General features: G+C 52.9%; 12 protein-coding genes. 8 read left to right on the forward strand and 4 right to left on the reverse strand.

Annotation, left to right across the window (positions count from 1 at the left end; all coding sequences use genetic code 11):
- Positions 1-48 precede the first annotated feature (48 nt).
- The 5 genes from hslO (at position 49) to Q5Y71_RS08085 (ending at position 5,521) form a co-directional block, all read left to right on the forward strand.
- Positions 49-927 (forward strand): Hsp33 family molecular chaperone HslO, encoded by an 879-nt coding sequence (gene hslO / locus Q5Y71_RS08065; protein WP_306041488.1) that lies wholly within the window; start codon positions 49-51, stop codon positions 925-927.
- Between the two features lie 283 nt (positions 928-1,210).
- Positions 1,211-2,758 (forward strand): phosphoenolpyruvate carboxykinase, encoded by a 1,548-nt coding sequence (locus tag Q5Y71_RS08070; protein ID WP_306041489.1) that lies wholly within the window; start codon positions 1,211-1,213, stop codon positions 2,756-2,758.
- Positions 2,759-2,953: 195 nt separating this feature from the next.
- Entirely contained in the window at positions 2,954-3,634 is a 681-nt protein-coding gene (locus tag Q5Y71_RS08075; RefSeq protein WP_306041490.1) for a hypothetical protein, read from the forward strand.
- A gap of 16 nt (positions 3,635-3,650) precedes the next feature.
- Positions 3,651-4,361: a D-Ala-D-Ala carboxypeptidase family metallohydrolase gene (locus tag Q5Y71_RS08080; RefSeq protein WP_306041491.1), complete on the forward strand. Its 711-nt coding sequence runs from the start codon at positions 3,651-3,653 to the stop codon at positions 4,359-4,361.
- An 80-nt stretch (positions 4,362-4,441) separates the two neighbouring features.
- Positions 4,442-5,521, forward strand: a complete 1,080-nt coding sequence (locus tag Q5Y71_RS08085) for an AI-2E family transporter (RefSeq protein WP_306041492.1) — start codon at positions 4,442-4,444, stop codon at positions 5,519-5,521.
- Between the two features lie 785 nt (positions 5,522-6,306).
- Here Q5Y71_RS08085 and Q5Y71_RS08090 read toward each other — a convergent pair.
- From Q5Y71_RS08090 to galE, 4 genes are all read right to left on the reverse strand, one after another.
- Positions 6,307-7,701: a S8 family peptidase gene (locus Q5Y71_RS08090; protein ID WP_306041493.1), complete on the reverse strand. Its 1,395-nt coding sequence runs from the start codon at positions 7,699-7,701 to the stop codon at positions 6,307-6,309.
- A gap of 915 nt (positions 7,702-8,616) precedes the next feature.
- Entirely contained in the window at positions 8,617-9,507 is an 891-nt protein-coding gene (mmsB, locus tag Q5Y71_RS08095; protein WP_306041495.1) for a 3-hydroxyisobutyrate dehydrogenase, read from the reverse strand.
- 45 nt (positions 9,508-9,552) lie between these two features.
- On the reverse strand, positions 9,553-11,064 hold the full coding sequence (locus tag Q5Y71_RS08100) for a CoA-acylating methylmalonate-semialdehyde dehydrogenase (RefSeq protein ID WP_306041497.1): 1,512 nt from the start codon (positions 11,062-11,064) through the stop codon (positions 9,553-9,555).
- Positions 11,065-11,351: 287 nt separating this feature from the next.
- A complete protein-coding gene (galE, locus tag Q5Y71_RS08105; RefSeq protein ID WP_306041499.1) occupies positions 11,352-12,380 on the reverse strand; it encodes a UDP-glucose 4-epimerase GalE in 1,029 nt (342 codons plus the stop codon).
- Positions 12,381-12,829: 449 nt separating this feature from the next.
- On the opposite strand from galE, the gene Q5Y71_RS08110 reads away from it, so the two are divergent.
- From Q5Y71_RS08110 to Q5Y71_RS08120, 3 genes are all read left to right on the forward strand, one after another.
- Positions 12,830-14,752 carry a PrkA family serine protein kinase gene (locus Q5Y71_RS08110; RefSeq protein ID WP_306041500.1) on the forward strand — a complete coding sequence of 641 codons (1,923 nt, stop codon included), beginning with the start codon at positions 12,830-12,832 and terminating at the stop codon, positions 14,750-14,752.
- Positions 14,753-15,021: 269 nt separating this feature from the next.
- Positions 15,022-16,302: a YeaH/YhbH family protein gene (locus Q5Y71_RS08115; RefSeq protein ID WP_306041502.1), complete on the forward strand. Its 1,281-nt coding sequence runs from the start codon at positions 15,022-15,024 to the stop codon at positions 16,300-16,302.
- Positions 16,296-17,885 (forward strand): SpoVR family protein, encoded by a 1,590-nt coding sequence (locus tag Q5Y71_RS08120; protein WP_306041504.1) that lies wholly within the window; start codon positions 16,296-16,298, stop codon positions 17,883-17,885. Before Q5Y71_RS08115 ends, Q5Y71_RS08120 begins: the two co-directional genes overlap by 7 nt.
- Positions 17,886-17,913: the final 28 nt, after the last annotated feature.

Genomic DNA, 17,913 nt, shown 5'->3' on the forward strand with positions numbered 1-17,913 from the left:
CAGGCCCGCCGCTAAAATCCCTCGGTTTTATACCGAGGCACTCGACCTATGTCCGACCAACTGGAGCGCTTTATCTTCTCCCAACACGATATTCGCGGGCAGGTGGTGACCCTTTCTGAGGCCTACCGAGCGGTACTGGAAAACAACCCCCTGCCGGCGCCGGTGGCAGGCCTGTTGGGGGAATTTCTCGCAGCCGCCTGCCTGCTCTCCACCACCCTGAAATTTGAGGGCTTGCTGAGCCTGCAGGCCCGCGGCAAGGGGCGAGTTTCACTGATCATGGCGGAGTGCACCCATCACAGCGATCTGCGCGGCATAGCGCGCATCACTGAGGGTGCACAGATCGGCGGTCAGGCCGACCTGCGGGAACTGATCGGTGCGCACAGCGCCCTGACCATAACTCTGGAACCCAAGCGTGGTGAGTGCTACCAGGGCGTGGTGCCCGTAGAGCAAGGGGATCTGGCCGGATGCCTGCAAGACTACTTCACCCAGTCGGAGCAACTGGACACGCGCTTCTGGCTGGAATGCGACGGAAACCAAGCAGGTGGTATTATGCTACAGGTACTGCCAGGTAATAATGCCGCCTCCGCCGAGGAGAACCGTGACGCTTGGGAAACCGCCCAGCATCTGGCCGACTCCGTGACTGCCCGTGAACTGTACACGCTCCCACACCGCGAACTGATCCACCGCCTGTTCCACCAATTAAAGCCCGCGAGCCTGGGCACGGACACAATTCGCTTCAAATGCAGCTGCTCACGGGAACGCAGCGCCCGGGCACTGGTATCTCTGGGCGCCGGGGATCTGTACAAGCTGTTGGATGAGCAGAACGGAGAAATTGTTACAAATTGTCAGTTTTGCAATGCCCGCTACCATTTTGACCGAGACCAGATCGAAGTGCTGCTCAATGCGCCACCCCATACCCTGCACTGAACGGGCCGGCCTTTACAGGAAGGCCACCCACAATGGGGTGGCATGTGCTGCAAGCGCGCCATCAAAATTCAAAAAACAAATAATGGGCAAGAAACTCATAAATAACAAGAATAGAAAGTGCTCATTTTTAGACAACAGCACCGCGAATCCGCAGAAAATACTGGCATTTGCTACCCGCCTATTTTGAATTTTGCCATAATGCGCCCCCCAAATTTTGCCTGGCTGTCCAAAATTCCTGGCGGCCCTTGTTTTTTAGTCTCCAACTTTCATGGGTAATCGACGCATGGCACAGATCGACGACACCGCGCTGGTTTTCAAGAACCTTTCGCCAGCACAACTGGTAGAGCAGGCTCTGACACGCGGCGAGGGCAAGCTATCCGACACAGGCGCACTGGTCACTGAAACCGGCACCCGCACCGGTCGCTCACCGGCGGACCGCTTTGTGGTGGAAGAGCCCTCCACTGCCGAGAGCATCGCCTGGGGCAATATCAACCGCCCTTTCCCTCAGGACAAATTCGACGCCCTCTGGGATCGTGTAGAGGCATTTGTTGCCGGCGGCAGCAGCTTTGTACAGCAGTTGCATGTGGGCCAGGACGAGGACCACTATCTGCCGGTTGTGGTCACCACCCAGACCGCCTGGCACAACCTGTTCGGCCGCAATATGTTTATCCGTACGCAGAAGTACAACCCCAAAGGCAAGGAAGAGTGGCTCATCCTGCACGCCCCCCATTTTTCCTGCGACCCCGAGCGCGACGGTACCAACTCAGAGGGCTGCGTGATCATCAACTTCGGTCAGCGCAAAGTGCTGCTGGCGGGCATGCGTTACGCAGGTGAAATGAAGAAAGCCATGTTTTCCGTACAGAATTTCCTGTTGCCGGAAAAAGACGTGATGCCCATGCACTGCGCCGCCAATGTGGGCAAAAACGGTGATACCTGCCTGTTCTTCGGTCTGTCCGGTACCGGCAAAACCACACTCTCCGCCGATCCGGCGCGCTACCTGATCGGCGACGATGAACACGGCTGGGCCAAGGGCGCCGTCTTCAATATGGAGGGAGGCTGCTACGCCAAGACTATCGACCTGAGCCGCAAAAACGAACCGGTCATCTGGAATGCCATCCGCTTCGGCGCCATTGTTGAGAATGTGGTCACCAACACGTCTGGCACCGCTGATTACAGCGACACCAGCCTTACTGAAAACGGCCGCTGTTCCTATCCGTTGGAGCATGTGGAAATGCGCCAGCTGGAAAACCGCGCCGGCGAGCCAGAGAATGTGATCTTCCTGACCTGCGATGTATCCGGCGTGCTGCCCCCTGTCGCTATCCTGTCCAAAGAGGCAGCGGCCTACCATTTCCTGTCCGGTTACACCGCTCGCGTCGGCTCTACCGAACTCGGTGCGGAAGCCGGGATCCACCCGACATTCTCCACCTGCTTTGGCGCCCCCTTTATGCCGCGCCCGCCGCGGGAATATGCCGATCTGTTGATGAAGCGCATCGAGGATTCCGGCGCCAGAGTATACCTGGTGAATACTGGTTGGACCGGCGGTTCTGGTGACAATGGTAAACGCTTCCCAATCCCCGTAACCCGTGCCGTCGTGGCCGCTATCCAGAGCGGTGCACTGGAAGGTGTCGCCACCGAGCACCTGGATATCCTGAATCTGGATATTCCGCTGGAAGTATCCGGTGTGGACAACGCCTACCTGAACCCACGCAAAGCCTGGGACGACTGGGCGGCCTACGACGACCAGGCGGGTAAACTGGCTCGGCTGTTCGCCGAAAACATCGAGAAATTCAGTGTCAGTGAGGAAGTCAAAAACGCCGGCCCCAAAGCCTGATCCCTCACCCTTAGGACCCCTCCAAACCACTGAGTGCGCAACACAGCCCCTGACTGCAAGGTCCGGGGCTTTTTTTGCCTGCCCCAATACCCCGGGTTGTTGAATTTTACGGCTATAGTGAGTAAAGAGGCGCCGAAGAGACGGGCGCCATTACCACTGACTCTGCCCCCTGGCACCGGAGCAGACACCAACTCCATGTCTACTGACAATGCTGTAACCCGTGTAAGGGCAACCTATCCATACCAGTCTCCGGGAAGACGGGTACACCCCGCAGTAGTGGGCTGCCTGAGTCTGGTGTTGGCCGCGGTTCTACTGGCCCTGTGGCTGTTCTTATATTTGAAATCCCAGGAGAAACCCTATGAACAGCTGAAAGGGCACCGTATCGCCACCTTGAAAAGCTTCAACAGCTTTCTGCAGAGCGGCAATAACCGGGAGCGGGTGAATGCCCTGGAGCATTTCCTCGCAACCCATGGCGTTGGCGATATTACCCCGATACACAATCTGTTGCGCCAGGGCAGTGGCTGGCTCGAGCTCAGGGAGCCGCCCTACGCCATACCCCCGCGGGAACAATGGCACAATATAGTGGGTACCCTGGCGCTGCTGCGAGACAAAGTGCAGCCTCTGATCGGCCCGGTGCACGTGATATCTGCCTTTCGCACCGATGACTACAATCGCAAACTGGAACACAGCGACAAAGCCCGACACCGGAACTTTTGCGGCCTCGACCTGATACCGAAATCCCATATCGGCCACCGTGAACTGGTGGAAGAGTTACGTACCCTGCACGCGCAGCTCGGGCCGGAAAGCCTTTTCGGTCTGGGCCTCGGTGACGGTATACGTTTTCATATCGACACCTGTGGCTACCGTATCTGGTAACTGGTGAGCGCCCTCCATGAATTTCCAAGAAAATAAGGACCGCAATCCGATTAATCGTCAGAGCCGGCGGCGCCGGATCATTCTCACCGGCGCCATTCTGATTGTCGTCACTATTATCCTGTTGTTTGCCACTTTTGACAGAATGCGCGAACTGGGAGATCGGGTGATCAACCCCATAGACCTACTGCCGCTACTTGAAATCCCGAATGTGTACGATATTCAGGGTTATCCAGCAGCCTCAGAAAGGGCCTTCACCCGCTTCCTCAAGCAGGACAACAATCGGCATCTGTTTTCCAGGCTGAAAGTTTTTCTGCAGGCAAATCAGGTACACAAGGTCGTATCGCCATTTGAGCTGTTGCGCCAGGGCAGTGACTGGCGGGATTTGAACGAACCCCCCTTCGCCATCCCTCCGGAGGAATACTGGAAAACCGTAGTGGATACCCTGAAAGTCATCCGGCAGGAAATAGTACCGCGTATCGGCCCGGTGACTGTACTGTCCGGATGGCGCACCGCCAGCTACAACCGCAAGGCGGGCGGTTCAAAGGGCAGTAAACACCTGCTCTTCTGCGGTCTGGATGTAGTCCCACAGAAAAATTTCTCGCGAGAGCAACTGGTGCCGGTACTCAGGGATATCCACCGGCGCAATGGCCGACCGTGGAAGATGGGCCTTGGCATCTATAAGAGCATCCGTTTTCACGTGGATACCTGTGGTTACAGACGCTGGTAAATCCCTCCCGCTTTTGATTATATAGAATACAAATCAGGCCCTGTAACCACAGGGCAACCACACAGGCTGAGGGATTTCCGGTGCAGGAAAAGCTCGAAAAACGTTCATTCATCTTGTCTTTGCTATTGGTGACAGTGGCTTTTCTGCTGCTTGTGAAACCCTTTTTCACACCGATTTTCTGGGCCTGCGCCATTGCCCTGATTTTTTATCCGGTGTACCGCTACCTGATGAGGCGTTTTCCCAATTCCCCCAATGCCATGGCATTGTTGACTCTGCTGATGTGTGTCGTCCTGCTGGTAATACCGGTGCTTGTGGTGGCCACCTCATTTATCAACGAGGCGGTTAGCCTGTACCAAAAGGTACAGGAAGGGCAGATTGATATCTCCAAATCCCTAGAGCAGATCCGCAGTGCCTTCCCGAGGCTGAACACCACACTCGAGAGCATCGGTGTGGATATCGAAGTGGCCAAACAGCGTTTGCTTGGCGGCATTATGAATGCCGGCAGCATCGTCGCCAAAAATGCTATTGAAGTGGGACAAAACACCGTCAACTTTTTTGTCATGCTGGGGTTAATGCTCTACTTGACCTTCTTCTTAATTCGCGATGGCGAAAGGCTGGTCAATCTGATTATCCACGCGCTGCCCCTGGGCGATGCGCGCGAACACCTGTTACTGGCCAAGTTCGCCGAAGTCACACGCGCTACAATCAAAGGGAATCTGGTTGTCGCCGTCACCCAGGGCACACTGGGTGGCATTATTTTCTGGGTACTCGGTCTCCCTGCACCTTTGTTGTGGGGTGTATTGATGACCCTGCTATCCCTGTTGCCGGCTGTTGGCGCTGCTCTTATCTGGTTTCCGGCGGCCATCTATCTTTATGCCATTGGCGAGCCGGTAAAAGCTACCATATTGCTCGCCTATGGACTCACCGTTATCAGCCTGGTGGACAATCTGCTGCGCCCGATTCTTGTGGGGCGGGATACCAAGCTTCCGGACTATCTCGTACTGTTCTCAACAGTGGGTGGCCTGTTTATGTTTGGCATCAGTGGCTTTGCCATAGGCCCGCTACTCGCGGCACTGTTTCTCGCCTTCTGGGAGATCTTTATGCGGGAGTTTGTCCACCCAGAAGAGTTTTTGGAACAGCCAAAACCGAAAGCCGATTAGTGTTTCACCGGGGCGTATCACCTTTACGTATTGGCATCCAGGGATGGCGTTGCTGCGCAAATTCTCCCTGGGAGAAGCCCTTGTATTGCCAGGTGGGGGCACCCTGAGCACTACAGAGCAATCGACGCCCTTCAAACCGTCTTCATCGGAGAATTTTTTCCGCCCTCTAAAAACAATGTAACGGTATGCACCCGTCTGTCGCTCAAGCGCTCGCACGGATCTGCCGTGAGTATCAGTGCCCACAATTCGACGTTAACCCGGTAAAAATCAGCCCGCGATCCCTTGCTCCATCAACAAGTGGACGACTGCGCATTCATTTTCATGTGCTGCACTGAAATGAACCCCTACATCGACAAACAGGGCTCTCATCTATCGCTAATTTCTTACCAAAGTCAGGGCACTACAAGCTGACTCAAAAACAATTTTAGAATATAAAGACTGCGCGCTAGACAGAAACCCCGTATCACAAGCTTCCTGGTAAGGATCGTGTGAGTAGTATCAAGCCATCCTGCTCTTTTGCGGATAGAAATCTGTGGTCTTGCAAAAAGTTCTGTGCATATCCGTTTTCTATCCCTCAAAGAAACAACCTATTCCATTTCCTATTTTGACCATCCCTCCCAGCCATCTGACGCTGTTGTCCGGAGCAAACGCCGACCAGAAAGGAAGCAAGAGAGACAAAAAGGGGCGCATAGCGCCCTTATACCGATAGAGCACCACTTCCCCAGTTAGGGTCGGCATCCGGCTGTGCTGCCCGGTATTTGGAAGGCCCTAGTCTGTGGCACCCCCTAGGGTACGGCATCGATTGCAGCATTGGCATCAATAATGCCTGCACCACAGCCACCGGTACAGGGGCCGGGCAGGGGGCGGGCGGTGAGCTGCAGGATATTTTCGACCTGCACTGGTGTGAGGCCACCATTCTTAGCGTACATAAGCGCAGCAGTACCGGATACATGGGGTGCCGCCATAGAGGTGCCCTGATAGTACACATAGTTCTCATTGCCTGGGCTGGTCTGACCGTCGTTCAGGGTTGAAGCGACTCCATGGGTAGGATTGAAAACCACATCCCCCCCTGGCGCACTGACATCTACGGCGGCACCAAAGTTAGAGTAGTAAGCGCGGGCTCCAAATCGCTCGGTCGCAGCAACGGCTATCACATTGGCACAGTTTGCCGGTCGAAAACCAGATGCATTCGCATTGCTGTTGCCCACACTGACTACCACGGTGGTGCCATTGGCCACGGCTGTATTGATGGCGCTTTGATAGGTGGAACCGCAAGCGCCGCCGCCCCCAAGGCTCATATTGATCACTTGGGCGGGGTTGGCATTAGCCGGTACACCACTTACACTGCCACCAGATGCCCAGACAATACCGTCGGCAATATCCGAGAGAAAACCACCGCACTTGCCCAGTACCCGCACCGGAACCACTTCTGCATCGAAGGCGACACCAGCCACACCCTGATTGTTGTTGGTCACAGCGGCGATGGTGCCGGAAACATGGGTACCATGCCAACTGCTGGGCCGAAATTGCGGCGGATTAAAAGGACCGCACTCGTTGGCGTTCACCCAATCCCCCGGGTCGCTGGCATCTGGATCACGCCCGTTGCCATCATTGGCCACAAAAACATCACTGATAAAATCGTAGCCTGGCAATATATTGGCGTGGAGGTCTGAGTGGAAGACATAACCGGTATCCAGCACAGCTACGGTGACACCGGCCCCCGTTTGTTTATCCCACGCTGGAGGAAGGTTGATACCGCCGACGGCCTCGAAGTAATGCCACTGCACATTGTAAAAAGTGTCATTCGGTATAAATTGTGGCTGCATCAGTACATCCTCTTCAACAGCAAGGACATTTGGATCCGCCTCCAATGTCAATTCCAGCTTTTTTAACTGGCCCGGCGTCATGCGCTTATTCAGCCGGTATACTTGGCGGTCCGCCAATGCCAAACTGCGCACGTATGTCATTCCATGGCCGCCCCGCTGTGCGAGCGCAGCCGCCTGGCCGGCCCAGTCACGAACCTTGGTGTCTTTATATTGCACAATGATACGCTGCGGCATATTGGAAAAATCGGTGCCCTCATCACGCTCAACCGCATAAGCACTATAAGAAAGAAGGCCGGTTGCCACTGCAGCCATCGTCAAACCAGCCCTGAGAGACTTCTTAGAGAGAATATTCATTATTTTCTTCTCCATGATCCATATTCTTATATGGAAAGATTTATGTTGAAGCGCGCTCTCCTGTAATGAACGCGACCAACATTTTTAGGATATTTGCACTAACTTAAATATCTTATTCAATATGACAATTCGACATTTGTGCAAAAAAGGCAAAATCACGCTGCAAACTTTTTGCCTGCGAAAACTTTAATGCATTTTAAGGAGGGATTAATTAGAGATAGTTCTCGTTTACTGAATGAATTTGCAGTCTTCAATTCCGAATAAAATCAACGCTCCCATCTTGAATACTGAATTACTGATTACATCCTTGGTTATCTTGTTAATAACCAGTCAGTTCTGACCAACTATCAATTTCAGGAGGTTCAAAAAACCAAGCATTCACTGTATTCAGGGGCGTTTACCAAAAATCCGGTTCACCATGTCAGCACCTATAGCGAAACGCGATAATCACCAAATCGGAAAATATGAAAAAATGCTGATAAAAAACCCTCCGATTGATAAAATTGACGGCAACCTATATATATCCCTGTTCAGACATATGGCGCACAACCAAACTCCAAGCTGCTTACTTGCCAATTACTGTAGAAAAACCAACCACTCTCTCTGTGTATCATCGACGGCAGAAAACCCGCTGCACAGATAAACTGAGACCGATTGCTGTCAGTTTAACAAGTTGCCGGTTGTTTTCAGAATGGGAACTGGCAAGAGGTTTCACATGGTCAGAATTGACAGAAAACACAGAAAAAAGCGATCAGCATGCTTGAGTACAATCAACTTCTTCACTTTCAACCGAGTAGGCCTCAGGCACCCCTTTTCATGATTGTCGGATAAACCAAACGATTTGCGCTGCCGGGGACACCCTTTACCAGAGTTACCAGTATCAGTAACAGGTTTGGACCGCAGTAAACTGCCCGGCTATTTCAGTTGGAAAAGTTGCTGAATACTGGAGAAATCCAGTTCTCCACTCCCTGCCAGGTTATGTATCCCGTACAGGTTGCGAGCCAGTGAACCCAGTGGTGTATAGCTTTTACTATCGGTTGCAGCACGCTGTGCCAGGCCCAGGTCCTTGCACATCAATTTCACCATAAACCCTCCCGCATACTGATTACTTGCGGGTACATTTTCCATCACCCCCGGATAGGGATTATAGGTTTGCAGAGACCAATTGGCCCCGGAGCTTTTTGATATAATCTCTGTGAGCACTTTGGGGTCCAGTCCGTTGTCCACCCCCAGTTGCAGGGCCTCAGCTGTGCCGATCATATGGATAGCCAGGAGCATGTTGTTGCAGATCTTGGCAGTCTGACCAGACCCGGCGGGGCCCGCATGGAAAATATTGACTCCCATATGCCGAAGGATTTCCCGCGCCCGCTCCACATCATGACTGTCACCACCACACATAAAACTCAATGTACCGGCCACGGCCCCGGCAACGCCACCGGATACGGGCGCCTCTATGGCGTGAAGCCCCTTGTCTCTGGCTGCAGCCAGAAGGTGCCTGGCACTGGTGGCAGAAATAGTGGAACAATCGATCACCAGGGTATCCGGTGCGATCTGGTCCAGTAATTTTTCCTCATGGAGATACAGGGACTCCACCGCGGCACTGTGAGGCAGCATACTGACAATAAAGTCTGCACCCACCACAGCCTGGTGCGGGGTGGTACATACCTCCACACCTCGACTACCCGCGCTGTCGAGCGAGGCGCCGACCGGATCGTATCCCTTGACCTGAAATCCCGCTTTCAGCAGGTTGTAGGACATGGGAGCGCCCATGTGCCCAAGTCCAAAGAAAGCAACTGTCTTTGTCATTGCACTCTCCGAATGTCAGTGCCCGGTTGGCTTCCCGGCAGGTGACTATTTGAGGTTTATTGTCATGTTTGCGTGCTGTGCATGTTCGATATCTGAATCAAACCAGCGCGCCGTTACTGTCTTGGTTTCTGTGTAAAAGCGCACTGCCTGCTTGCCGTAGGCATGCAGGTCGCCATAAAAGGAAGCGCGCCAGCCAGTGAAGCTGAAAAATGGCAAGGGTACCGGAATAGGTACATTAATCCCCACTTGGCCCACCAAAATTTCATGCTGGTACTTGCGCGCGGCGGCGCCACTGGCGGTAAATATGGATGTGCCATTGCCATAGGGGCATTGATTTACGAGGTCAATCGCATCCTCCAGAGTGTCCGCATTGACAAGACATAGAACGGGGCCGAAGATTTCGTCGGTGTAAATGGACATCTCCGGAGTGACATCGGCGAACAGGGTCGGCCTCACCCAGTTGCCATCGGGATATCCATCCACGGATACAACGGAGCCGTCCAACATACAATCGGCGCCCTCTGCCTTGCCCCTGGCGATATATTCCAGTACCCGCTCCCGCGCCGCGGCGGAAATCATTGGTCCGTAGTCAGATTGCGGATTCTTCCAATGACCGGGCTGCACCTTGGCCATACCATCGCGGATTTCACTTTTCCACTGTTGTGCCTCACCAACCAAAACGGCTACGGATATCGCCATACAGCGCTGCCCCGCTGCACCAACCGAAGAACCAACTAGATGGTGGATTGCAGCGCTCCTGTTGGCATCGGGCATCACCACCATATGGTTCTTGGCGCCGGCAAATGCCTGTACCCGCTTTAGGTACTCGGTACCGGTCTGATAAATATGCCGAGCTACAGGCACCGATCCCACAAAGGAAATCGCCCGGATATCCGGTGCCTTGAGCAGGAAATCCACCTGTTCCCCACCACCATGCACCACCTGCAATAGTCCTTTGGGCGCCCCCGCTTCTTCAAACAGTGCTGCAAGCTTGCAAGGCGTGACCGGGTCCTGCTCCGATGGTTTGAGGACAAAACTATTGCCACAGGCAATGGCCATGGGAAACATCCACAGCGGAATCATTGCGGGAAAGTTAAATGGCGTGATGCCGGCACATACACCCAACGGCTGCAGGTAGGAGTAACAGTCGACAGCATTTGCGACGTTTTCCACCGTTTCCCCCATCATCAGGCTGGCGACATTCGCCGCCTGTTCTACAACTTCAATACCGCGCCAGATGTCACCTTTGGCATCCTCAATAGTCTTGCCGGTCTCCTCGCAGAGAATTTCCGCCAGGCTTTGCTGGTGCTCCTTGAGGAGGGCCTGGTATTTGAGCATGACGCGCGCGCGGGTAGGTATGGGTGTGTCCCGCCATGTTAAAAATGCGTCCCGGGCAGAGGTGACGGCGTTTTGCAGCTCTTCGTGGGAGGCACAGGGCACCTGGGTCAGGACCTCCCCGGTGGCGGGATTGGTTACATCCAGCCAATGGTCGCTCTTGGATTGTATCCATTCACCGTTAATAAAGAGGGGGAGTCTGGGGGGGATGGACGTATTCATAGTAATTGTTGTGCTTGTTCTGGCTGAAATTCCCCAACCGTTTGGGTTATTTTTGTGGTAACCAAAGCGGTGCTTCAGGATTGATTGGGTGGTCCGCGGAAAATACTAGCACAATTGCACCGGACGGCTTAAATTACAGGAACCAATGACAACGACTCTCCGGCTCAAGTTCATCGGACTGAGATTTGATTACTTGCCGAAAAAATGGCATTCCCCGGAAATGTGAGCAGAAAAACAGGCATCAGTGGACTCTCCATCCAACTACCCCCAACAAGTGATTATCGAGTTCACTCGGTGGTGTAGCCCTGCGGATTCCGGGATTGCCAGCGCCAGGCATCCTCAACCATTCTCTGCAAACCATACTCGGCTTTCCACCCCAGTTCTCTCTCGGCCAGGGCTGGATCAGCGTAGCACTGTGCGATATCGCCGGGCCTGCGCGGTACAATGGTATAGGGAATCTCCCTGCCACTTGCAATTTCAAATGCACGTACAACTTCCAGTACTGAACACCCCCGACCCGTCCCAAGGTTATGGGTATAGCAGACGGCGTTTCCTGTCTTCTGCAGCAACAGTTTCAGTGCGGCCAGATGACCGCGGACCAAGTCAACCACATGGATATAGTCTCTCACGCCAGTACCATCTGCCGTATCGTAATCATTGCCAAATATCCGCAGATAGGGGCGGCGACCGACTGCCACCTGAGACACATAAGGCAATAAATTATTGGGGATGCCCCGTGGGTCTTCACCAATCATGCCACTTTTATGGGCGCCGATGGGATTAAAATAGCGCAGCAGGCTCACCTTCCAGTGACTTTCAGGAGCAGCGCAGATATCCCGAAGTATACCCTCCACCATCAGCTTGCTGGCTCCATAGGGATTGGTGGCCCCGGTAGGAAAATCCTCCCGGATCGGCACAATCTCTGGATCACCATACACGGTAGCCGAGGAGCTGCAGACCAGGCAGTTTACGCCGAATTCTTCCATCAACTCAATCAGGACCAGCGCACCGACCAGGTTGGTTTGATAGTAACGCAGGGGTTTGGTAACAGATTCACCGACAGCTTTCAGCCCGGCAAAATGCATTACCGCAACAATTTCATATTCACAAAAGACCCGACGTAATCCCTGTTGATCGCCGATATTCAGGGGGTAAAAAGGCACCGTCCTGCCAGTGATAGAAGCCACCCTGTGCAGGGACTCTTCACAGCTGTTGGACAAATTGTCCACTACAACCGGCTGAAAACCTGCATTCAGTAATTCAATGCAGGTATGGCTACCAATATAACCCGCTCCGCCAGTCACCAGAATTGCCATAATGACACGCTCAAATTTGTTTATCCTGCCAAAAAGCAGATGGCAAAAGGTAAAATGCCGCTATTTTCAACCTATAAAGATGCTATTCCAGTATCGCAATAAGACGGAAAGCTATGCTGGAAAAGCAGGGGTTATTTAACATTCTGTAGCAAAGAGGAAGCCTGGTCACCCCAACGCACTGATCACAGGGTGAACAACACGGCACGGGAGATACCGTGGGTCGATGCCAGCCTTTGCCGTACAGGTAACATGCAGTTGTTGCGAAGGGCGGCGATTTTAACCGCGTTTCACGCCAAATACACCTCCGCGAAGGCAAAAAGTGTGCTACAGCCACCCATACAGATCGCCCCGGATGGACAGGTCGCGCTGCCACGGAGTAACCGGTGCACTGATTCCGAACGATAAGCCGGATACGGTGTTTCCCGGTAAACTACAGGGAGGTAAATATCGTGACAATTTTCAACCACTATCTGGAGAGATACGAGTCTATCCAGAACGAAGAACTCAGCATTCAGGAATACCTGGAGCTATGTAAAACGGATCGCGGCGCCTACGCCTCCCCCGCCGAGAGAATGCTCATGGCGATCGGCGATGCAGAACTGATCGACACCTCTCACGATCCCCGCCTGTCCAGAATATTCTGTAACAAGGTAATCAAGCGCTACAAGGCCTTTAGCGGATTCTTCGGTATGGAAGAGGCGATTGAACAAATCGTCTCCTTCTTTCGACATGCCGCCCAAGGACTGGAGGAGAAAAAGCAAATTCTGTACCTGTTGGGCCCAGTAGGTGGCGGCAAATCCTCTCTGGCCGAACGCCTCAAGGCACTCATGGAACAAGTGCCGATTTACGCAATAAAGGGCTCACCTGTTTTCGAATCACCCTTGAGCCTTTTTTCACCGGGGGAGGATGGACGCATTCTGGAGGAGGATTACGGCATTGCCAGGCGTTATGTCAATACCATCATGTCACCCTGGGCGGTCAAGCGGCTACACGAATTCAACGGGGACATCAGCAAGTTCCGTGTAGTGAAGATTCATCCCTCCATCCTCGATCAGATAGCGATCTCCAAGACGGAACCCGGCGATGAAAATAATCAGGATATTTCCTCTCTGGTTGGCAAGATAGATATTCGAAAACTGGAAGAATTCCCGCAAAACGATCCCGATGCCTACAGTTTTTCCGGCAGTCTGTGTCGTGCCAATCAAGGATTGATGGAATTCGTGGAAATGTTTAAAGCTCCTATCAAGGTGCTGCATCCACTACTGACAGCCACCCAAGAGGGCAATTACAACAGTACAGAGGGGCTTGGTTCAATACCATTTAACGGCACGGTACTTGCGCACTCCAACGAATCGGAGTGGCAGAGCTTTCGCAACAATCGCAACAATGAGGCATTCCTCGACCGTATTTATATTGTCAAGGTACCCTACTGTGTACGTGTCCAGGAGGAAATCAGGATCTATCGGAAGTTACTGGAAAACAGCTCCCTCTCAAAGGCACCCTGCGCACCGGATACTTTGCGCATGCTGGCGCAGTTCTCTGTATTGTCCAGGATCAAGGCTCCGGAAAATTCCAACCTCTATTCAAAAATGCGCATTTATGATGGAGAAAATCTTAAGGATACCGACCCCAAGGCAAAGACTATACAGGAGTACCGGGACAATGCCGGCGTCGATGAAGGCATGACGGGCCTGTCTACACGCTTTGCATTTAAGATACTGTCCAAGGTTTTCAATTTTGATGCAACAGAAGTGGCTGCCAACCCGGTTCATCTTTTATATGTACTGGAACAACAAATAGAACAGGAGCAGTTTCAATCGGAAATACAGGAAACCTATCTAGGTTTTATCAAAGAATATCTGGCACCGAGATATGTGGAATTTATCGGCAAGGAAATCCAGACTGCCTATCTGGAATCCTATGCAGAGTACGGCCAGAACCTCTTCGATCGCTATGTCACTTATGCTGATTTCTGGATACAGGATCAGGAGTACCGGGATCCAGAAACCGGTGAGATACTGGATCGGGGCGCGCTCAATGAAGAATTGGAAAAGACCGAGAAACCCGCCGGTATTTCCAACCCGAAAGACTTTCGCAATGAGATTGTTAACTTCGTGCTGCGGGCCAGGGCCAATAATCAGGGTAAAAACCCGGATTGGAGATCCTACGAAAAACTGCGCGCTGTGATTGAAAAGAAAATGTTCTCGAATACCGAGGATCTTCTGCCGGTTATTTCCTTCAACACCAAGGCATCCGCTGACGACAAACGCAAGCATGCGGACTTTGTAGCGCGCATGGTAGAGCGCGGCTACACCGAGAAACAGGTTCGTCTGCTGTCTGAATGGTATCTCCGTGTACGGAAGTCACAGTAACTTTCCCGCTTGCAGGGAAGGGGCAGTCTATGGGTTACTGCAATGCAGAACGCTGCCCTCCTCAATCACCCACCGGCACAAGGAATTGACATCCAAGCAGCCTCACTCTATTGGGAGAGTATTTCACAGCCATTCATTCCGTTCAGGTGAAACCTGCCTGATTGCCGGTTTGCAGGCGCAGGGATTTGCACTCTTCTCTCTCGCTCAAGCTATAAAGACTTGTATGACAAGCAGCACCGATTGAGTTTGTTCAGGGGCAGGACAGCAATATGAGCTACATCATCGACCGCCGCTTGAATGGGAAAAAGAAGAGCACTGTTAATCGCCAGCGTTTTCTCAGGCGTTACAAGGCTCATATTAAAAAAGCGGTTGGCGATGCCATGAACAGCCGTTCAATCATGGACATGGACAAAGGTGAGCGAATCAGCATCCCCACCCGTGATATCAATGAGCCCCTGTTTTCCCATGGCACCGGCGGGCATGTCGACCACATTCTGCCGGGAAACAGGGAGTTCACGACCGGCGATAGAATTCCACGCCAGAAACAAAGCAGCGGGGACAGTGGCAGTGGGGCCAGCGACAGCGGTGAGGGCGTCGACGATTTTGTTTTCCAGATCTCCCAGGAGGAATTCCTCGACTTTATGTTCGAGGGACTGCAGCTGCCCAATATGGTCAAGCAGCAACTGGCCGGTAACGAAGCCTTTCGAGTCATTCGCGCCGGTATCAGCAACGAAGGTATCCCGGGCCGCCTGAATGTGATCCGCTCCCTCAGAGCGGCCCACGCGCGCCGAATCGCCCTGACCAGCAACAAGCGGCGCAAGCTCCGCGAATTGGAAATAACCCTTGCACAAGAGGAAAACAAAGACTCCACACTGCGGGACCAACGGCAAATTGACACGTTAAAAAGTCATATCCTAGAACTGCGCAATCGCATTGGCCGCGTCCCCTTCCTGGATGATTTTGACCTGAAATATAATCTCCTGATTCGTCAGCCAAAGCCCCGCTCCCGCGCAGTGATGTTCTGTTTGATGGATGTATCTGGCTCCATGAACCAGGCCACCAAGGACATGGCCAAGCGCTTCTTCCTGCTCCTCTACCTGTTTCTCCAACGCAGCTACGAATACACCGAAGTCGTATTTATCCGCCACCACACCAGTGCCAAGGAGGTAGATGAAGAAGAATTTTTCTACTCTCGTGAAACCGGGGGTACCATCGTTTCCAGCGCACTCAAGTTGATGCGCCGGATTATGCATGAGCGCTACCCCGACAATGAATGGAATATCTATGGTGCCCAAGCGTCCGACGGAGACAATTGGAATGATGATTCCAGCACCTGCCACAAAATCCTGATTGACGACATCATGCCCCACATGCAGTACTACTCCTATGTAGAAATCACACCGCGCGATCACCAGGCCCTGTGGGACGAGTACGAAAGTGTACGCGCGCTGTTTCCAAGCCACTTTGCTATGGAACAGATTGTCGGGGTGCAGGATATTTACCCGGTCTTCCGGCAACTGTTTGGCCAGAAGGGAACAGCCCGATGCTAGACACCTATGCCAATAGCAGCGACTCACCAAAAACCGATTCACAAGACCCCATCTCCACCACCTCCGAGTGGACTTTCGAATTGATTCAACACTATGATCGCGCCATTGGCGAACTGGCGGAAGGGTTTGGCCTCGACACCTACCCCAACCAGATTGAAGTGATCAGTTCGGAACAGATGATGGATGCCTATTCCTCGGTTGGAATGCCGGTAGGGTATCACCACTGGTCCTACGGCAAACAATTCATCAGCGTCGAAAACAGCTACCAGCGCGGCCTGATGGGGCTGGCCTACGAAATAGTGATCAATGCCAACCCCTGCATCGCCTATCTCATGGAGGAAAACACCATGATGATGCAGGCGTTGGTTATCGCCCATGCCGCCTATGGGCATAATTCTTTCTTCAAGGGCAACTATCTTTTTCGCACCTGGACCGATGCCAGCAGTATTATCGATTATTTGATTTTCGCCAAGAACTACATCTCCCGCTGTGAGGAGCGTTATGGCCTGGATAAAGTAGAAGGAATCCTGGATTCCTGTCATGCCCTGATGAACTACGGAGTCGATCGCTACAAAAGACCCTATCCCATCTCGGCCGTTGAAGAAGAGCGCCAGCAGCAGGAGCGGGAGGAATACCGCCAGCGGCAGCTCAATGATTTGTGGCGAACCATTCCCAAGCTGGGCGAAAGTTCAGAGAGCACCAAGAAGAAACGTTTTCCCGATGAGCCCCAGGAAAATATCCTCTATTTTATTGAAAAGAACGCCCCATTACTGGAAAACTGGCAGCGGGAACTGGTGCGTATCGTGCGCAAACTCGCGCAGTACTTTTACCCCCAGCGCCAGACACAAGTCATGAACGAAGGCTGGGCCACTTTCTGGCACTACACTCTGCTGACCGAACTCTACCGCCGTGGTCGGGTCACCGAAGGCTTTATGATGGAATTTCTGCAAAGCCACACCAATGTGATCTACCAGCCAGGCTTTGACAACCCCCACTATAGCGGCATTAACCCCTACACGTTAGGTTTCAGTATTTTCACTGATTTAAAACGCATCTGTGAGAATCCAACAGAAGAAGACCGCCGCTGGTTTCCGGATATCGCTGGGAGCAATTGGCGGGAAACACTCCAATTCGCCATGCGCGACTTCAAAGACGAGAGTTTTATCTTGCAGTTTCTCTCGCCAAAAGTCATGCGCGATATGAAACTCTTCTGTATCAGCGACAACGACAAAGAGAAAGACATTGTTGTCAGCGCCATTCACGATGAGTGCGGTTACCAGCAGCTGAGAGAAAACCTGGCAGGCCAATACAACCTCGGCAACCGCGAGCCCAATATTCAAGTTTATGCGGTGGACACCCGCGGGGATCGTTCCCTGACTCTGCATCACACCCAGTACCGGCGCCGACCTCTGGGCAAAGACACCGCGGAGGTACTGAAACACCTACACCGGCTCTGGGGTTTTGATGTGCATCTCAATAGTCTCAATGGCAAAGAAATCACAGCCAGCTACCACTGCCCTGAGCAAGGCCGCGACCGCCAGGAGCGGGAAGAGGAGCCCATGTTAATCCCGAAGCCCATCTGAATGTCAATGCGCCAACCATTCAGCGCCG

The organism is Microbulbifer sp. 2205BS26-8 (genome assembly GCF_030731025.1).
Taxonomy (GTDB): domain Bacteria; phylum Pseudomonadota; class Gammaproteobacteria; order Pseudomonadales; family Cellvibrionaceae; genus Microbulbifer; species Microbulbifer spongiae.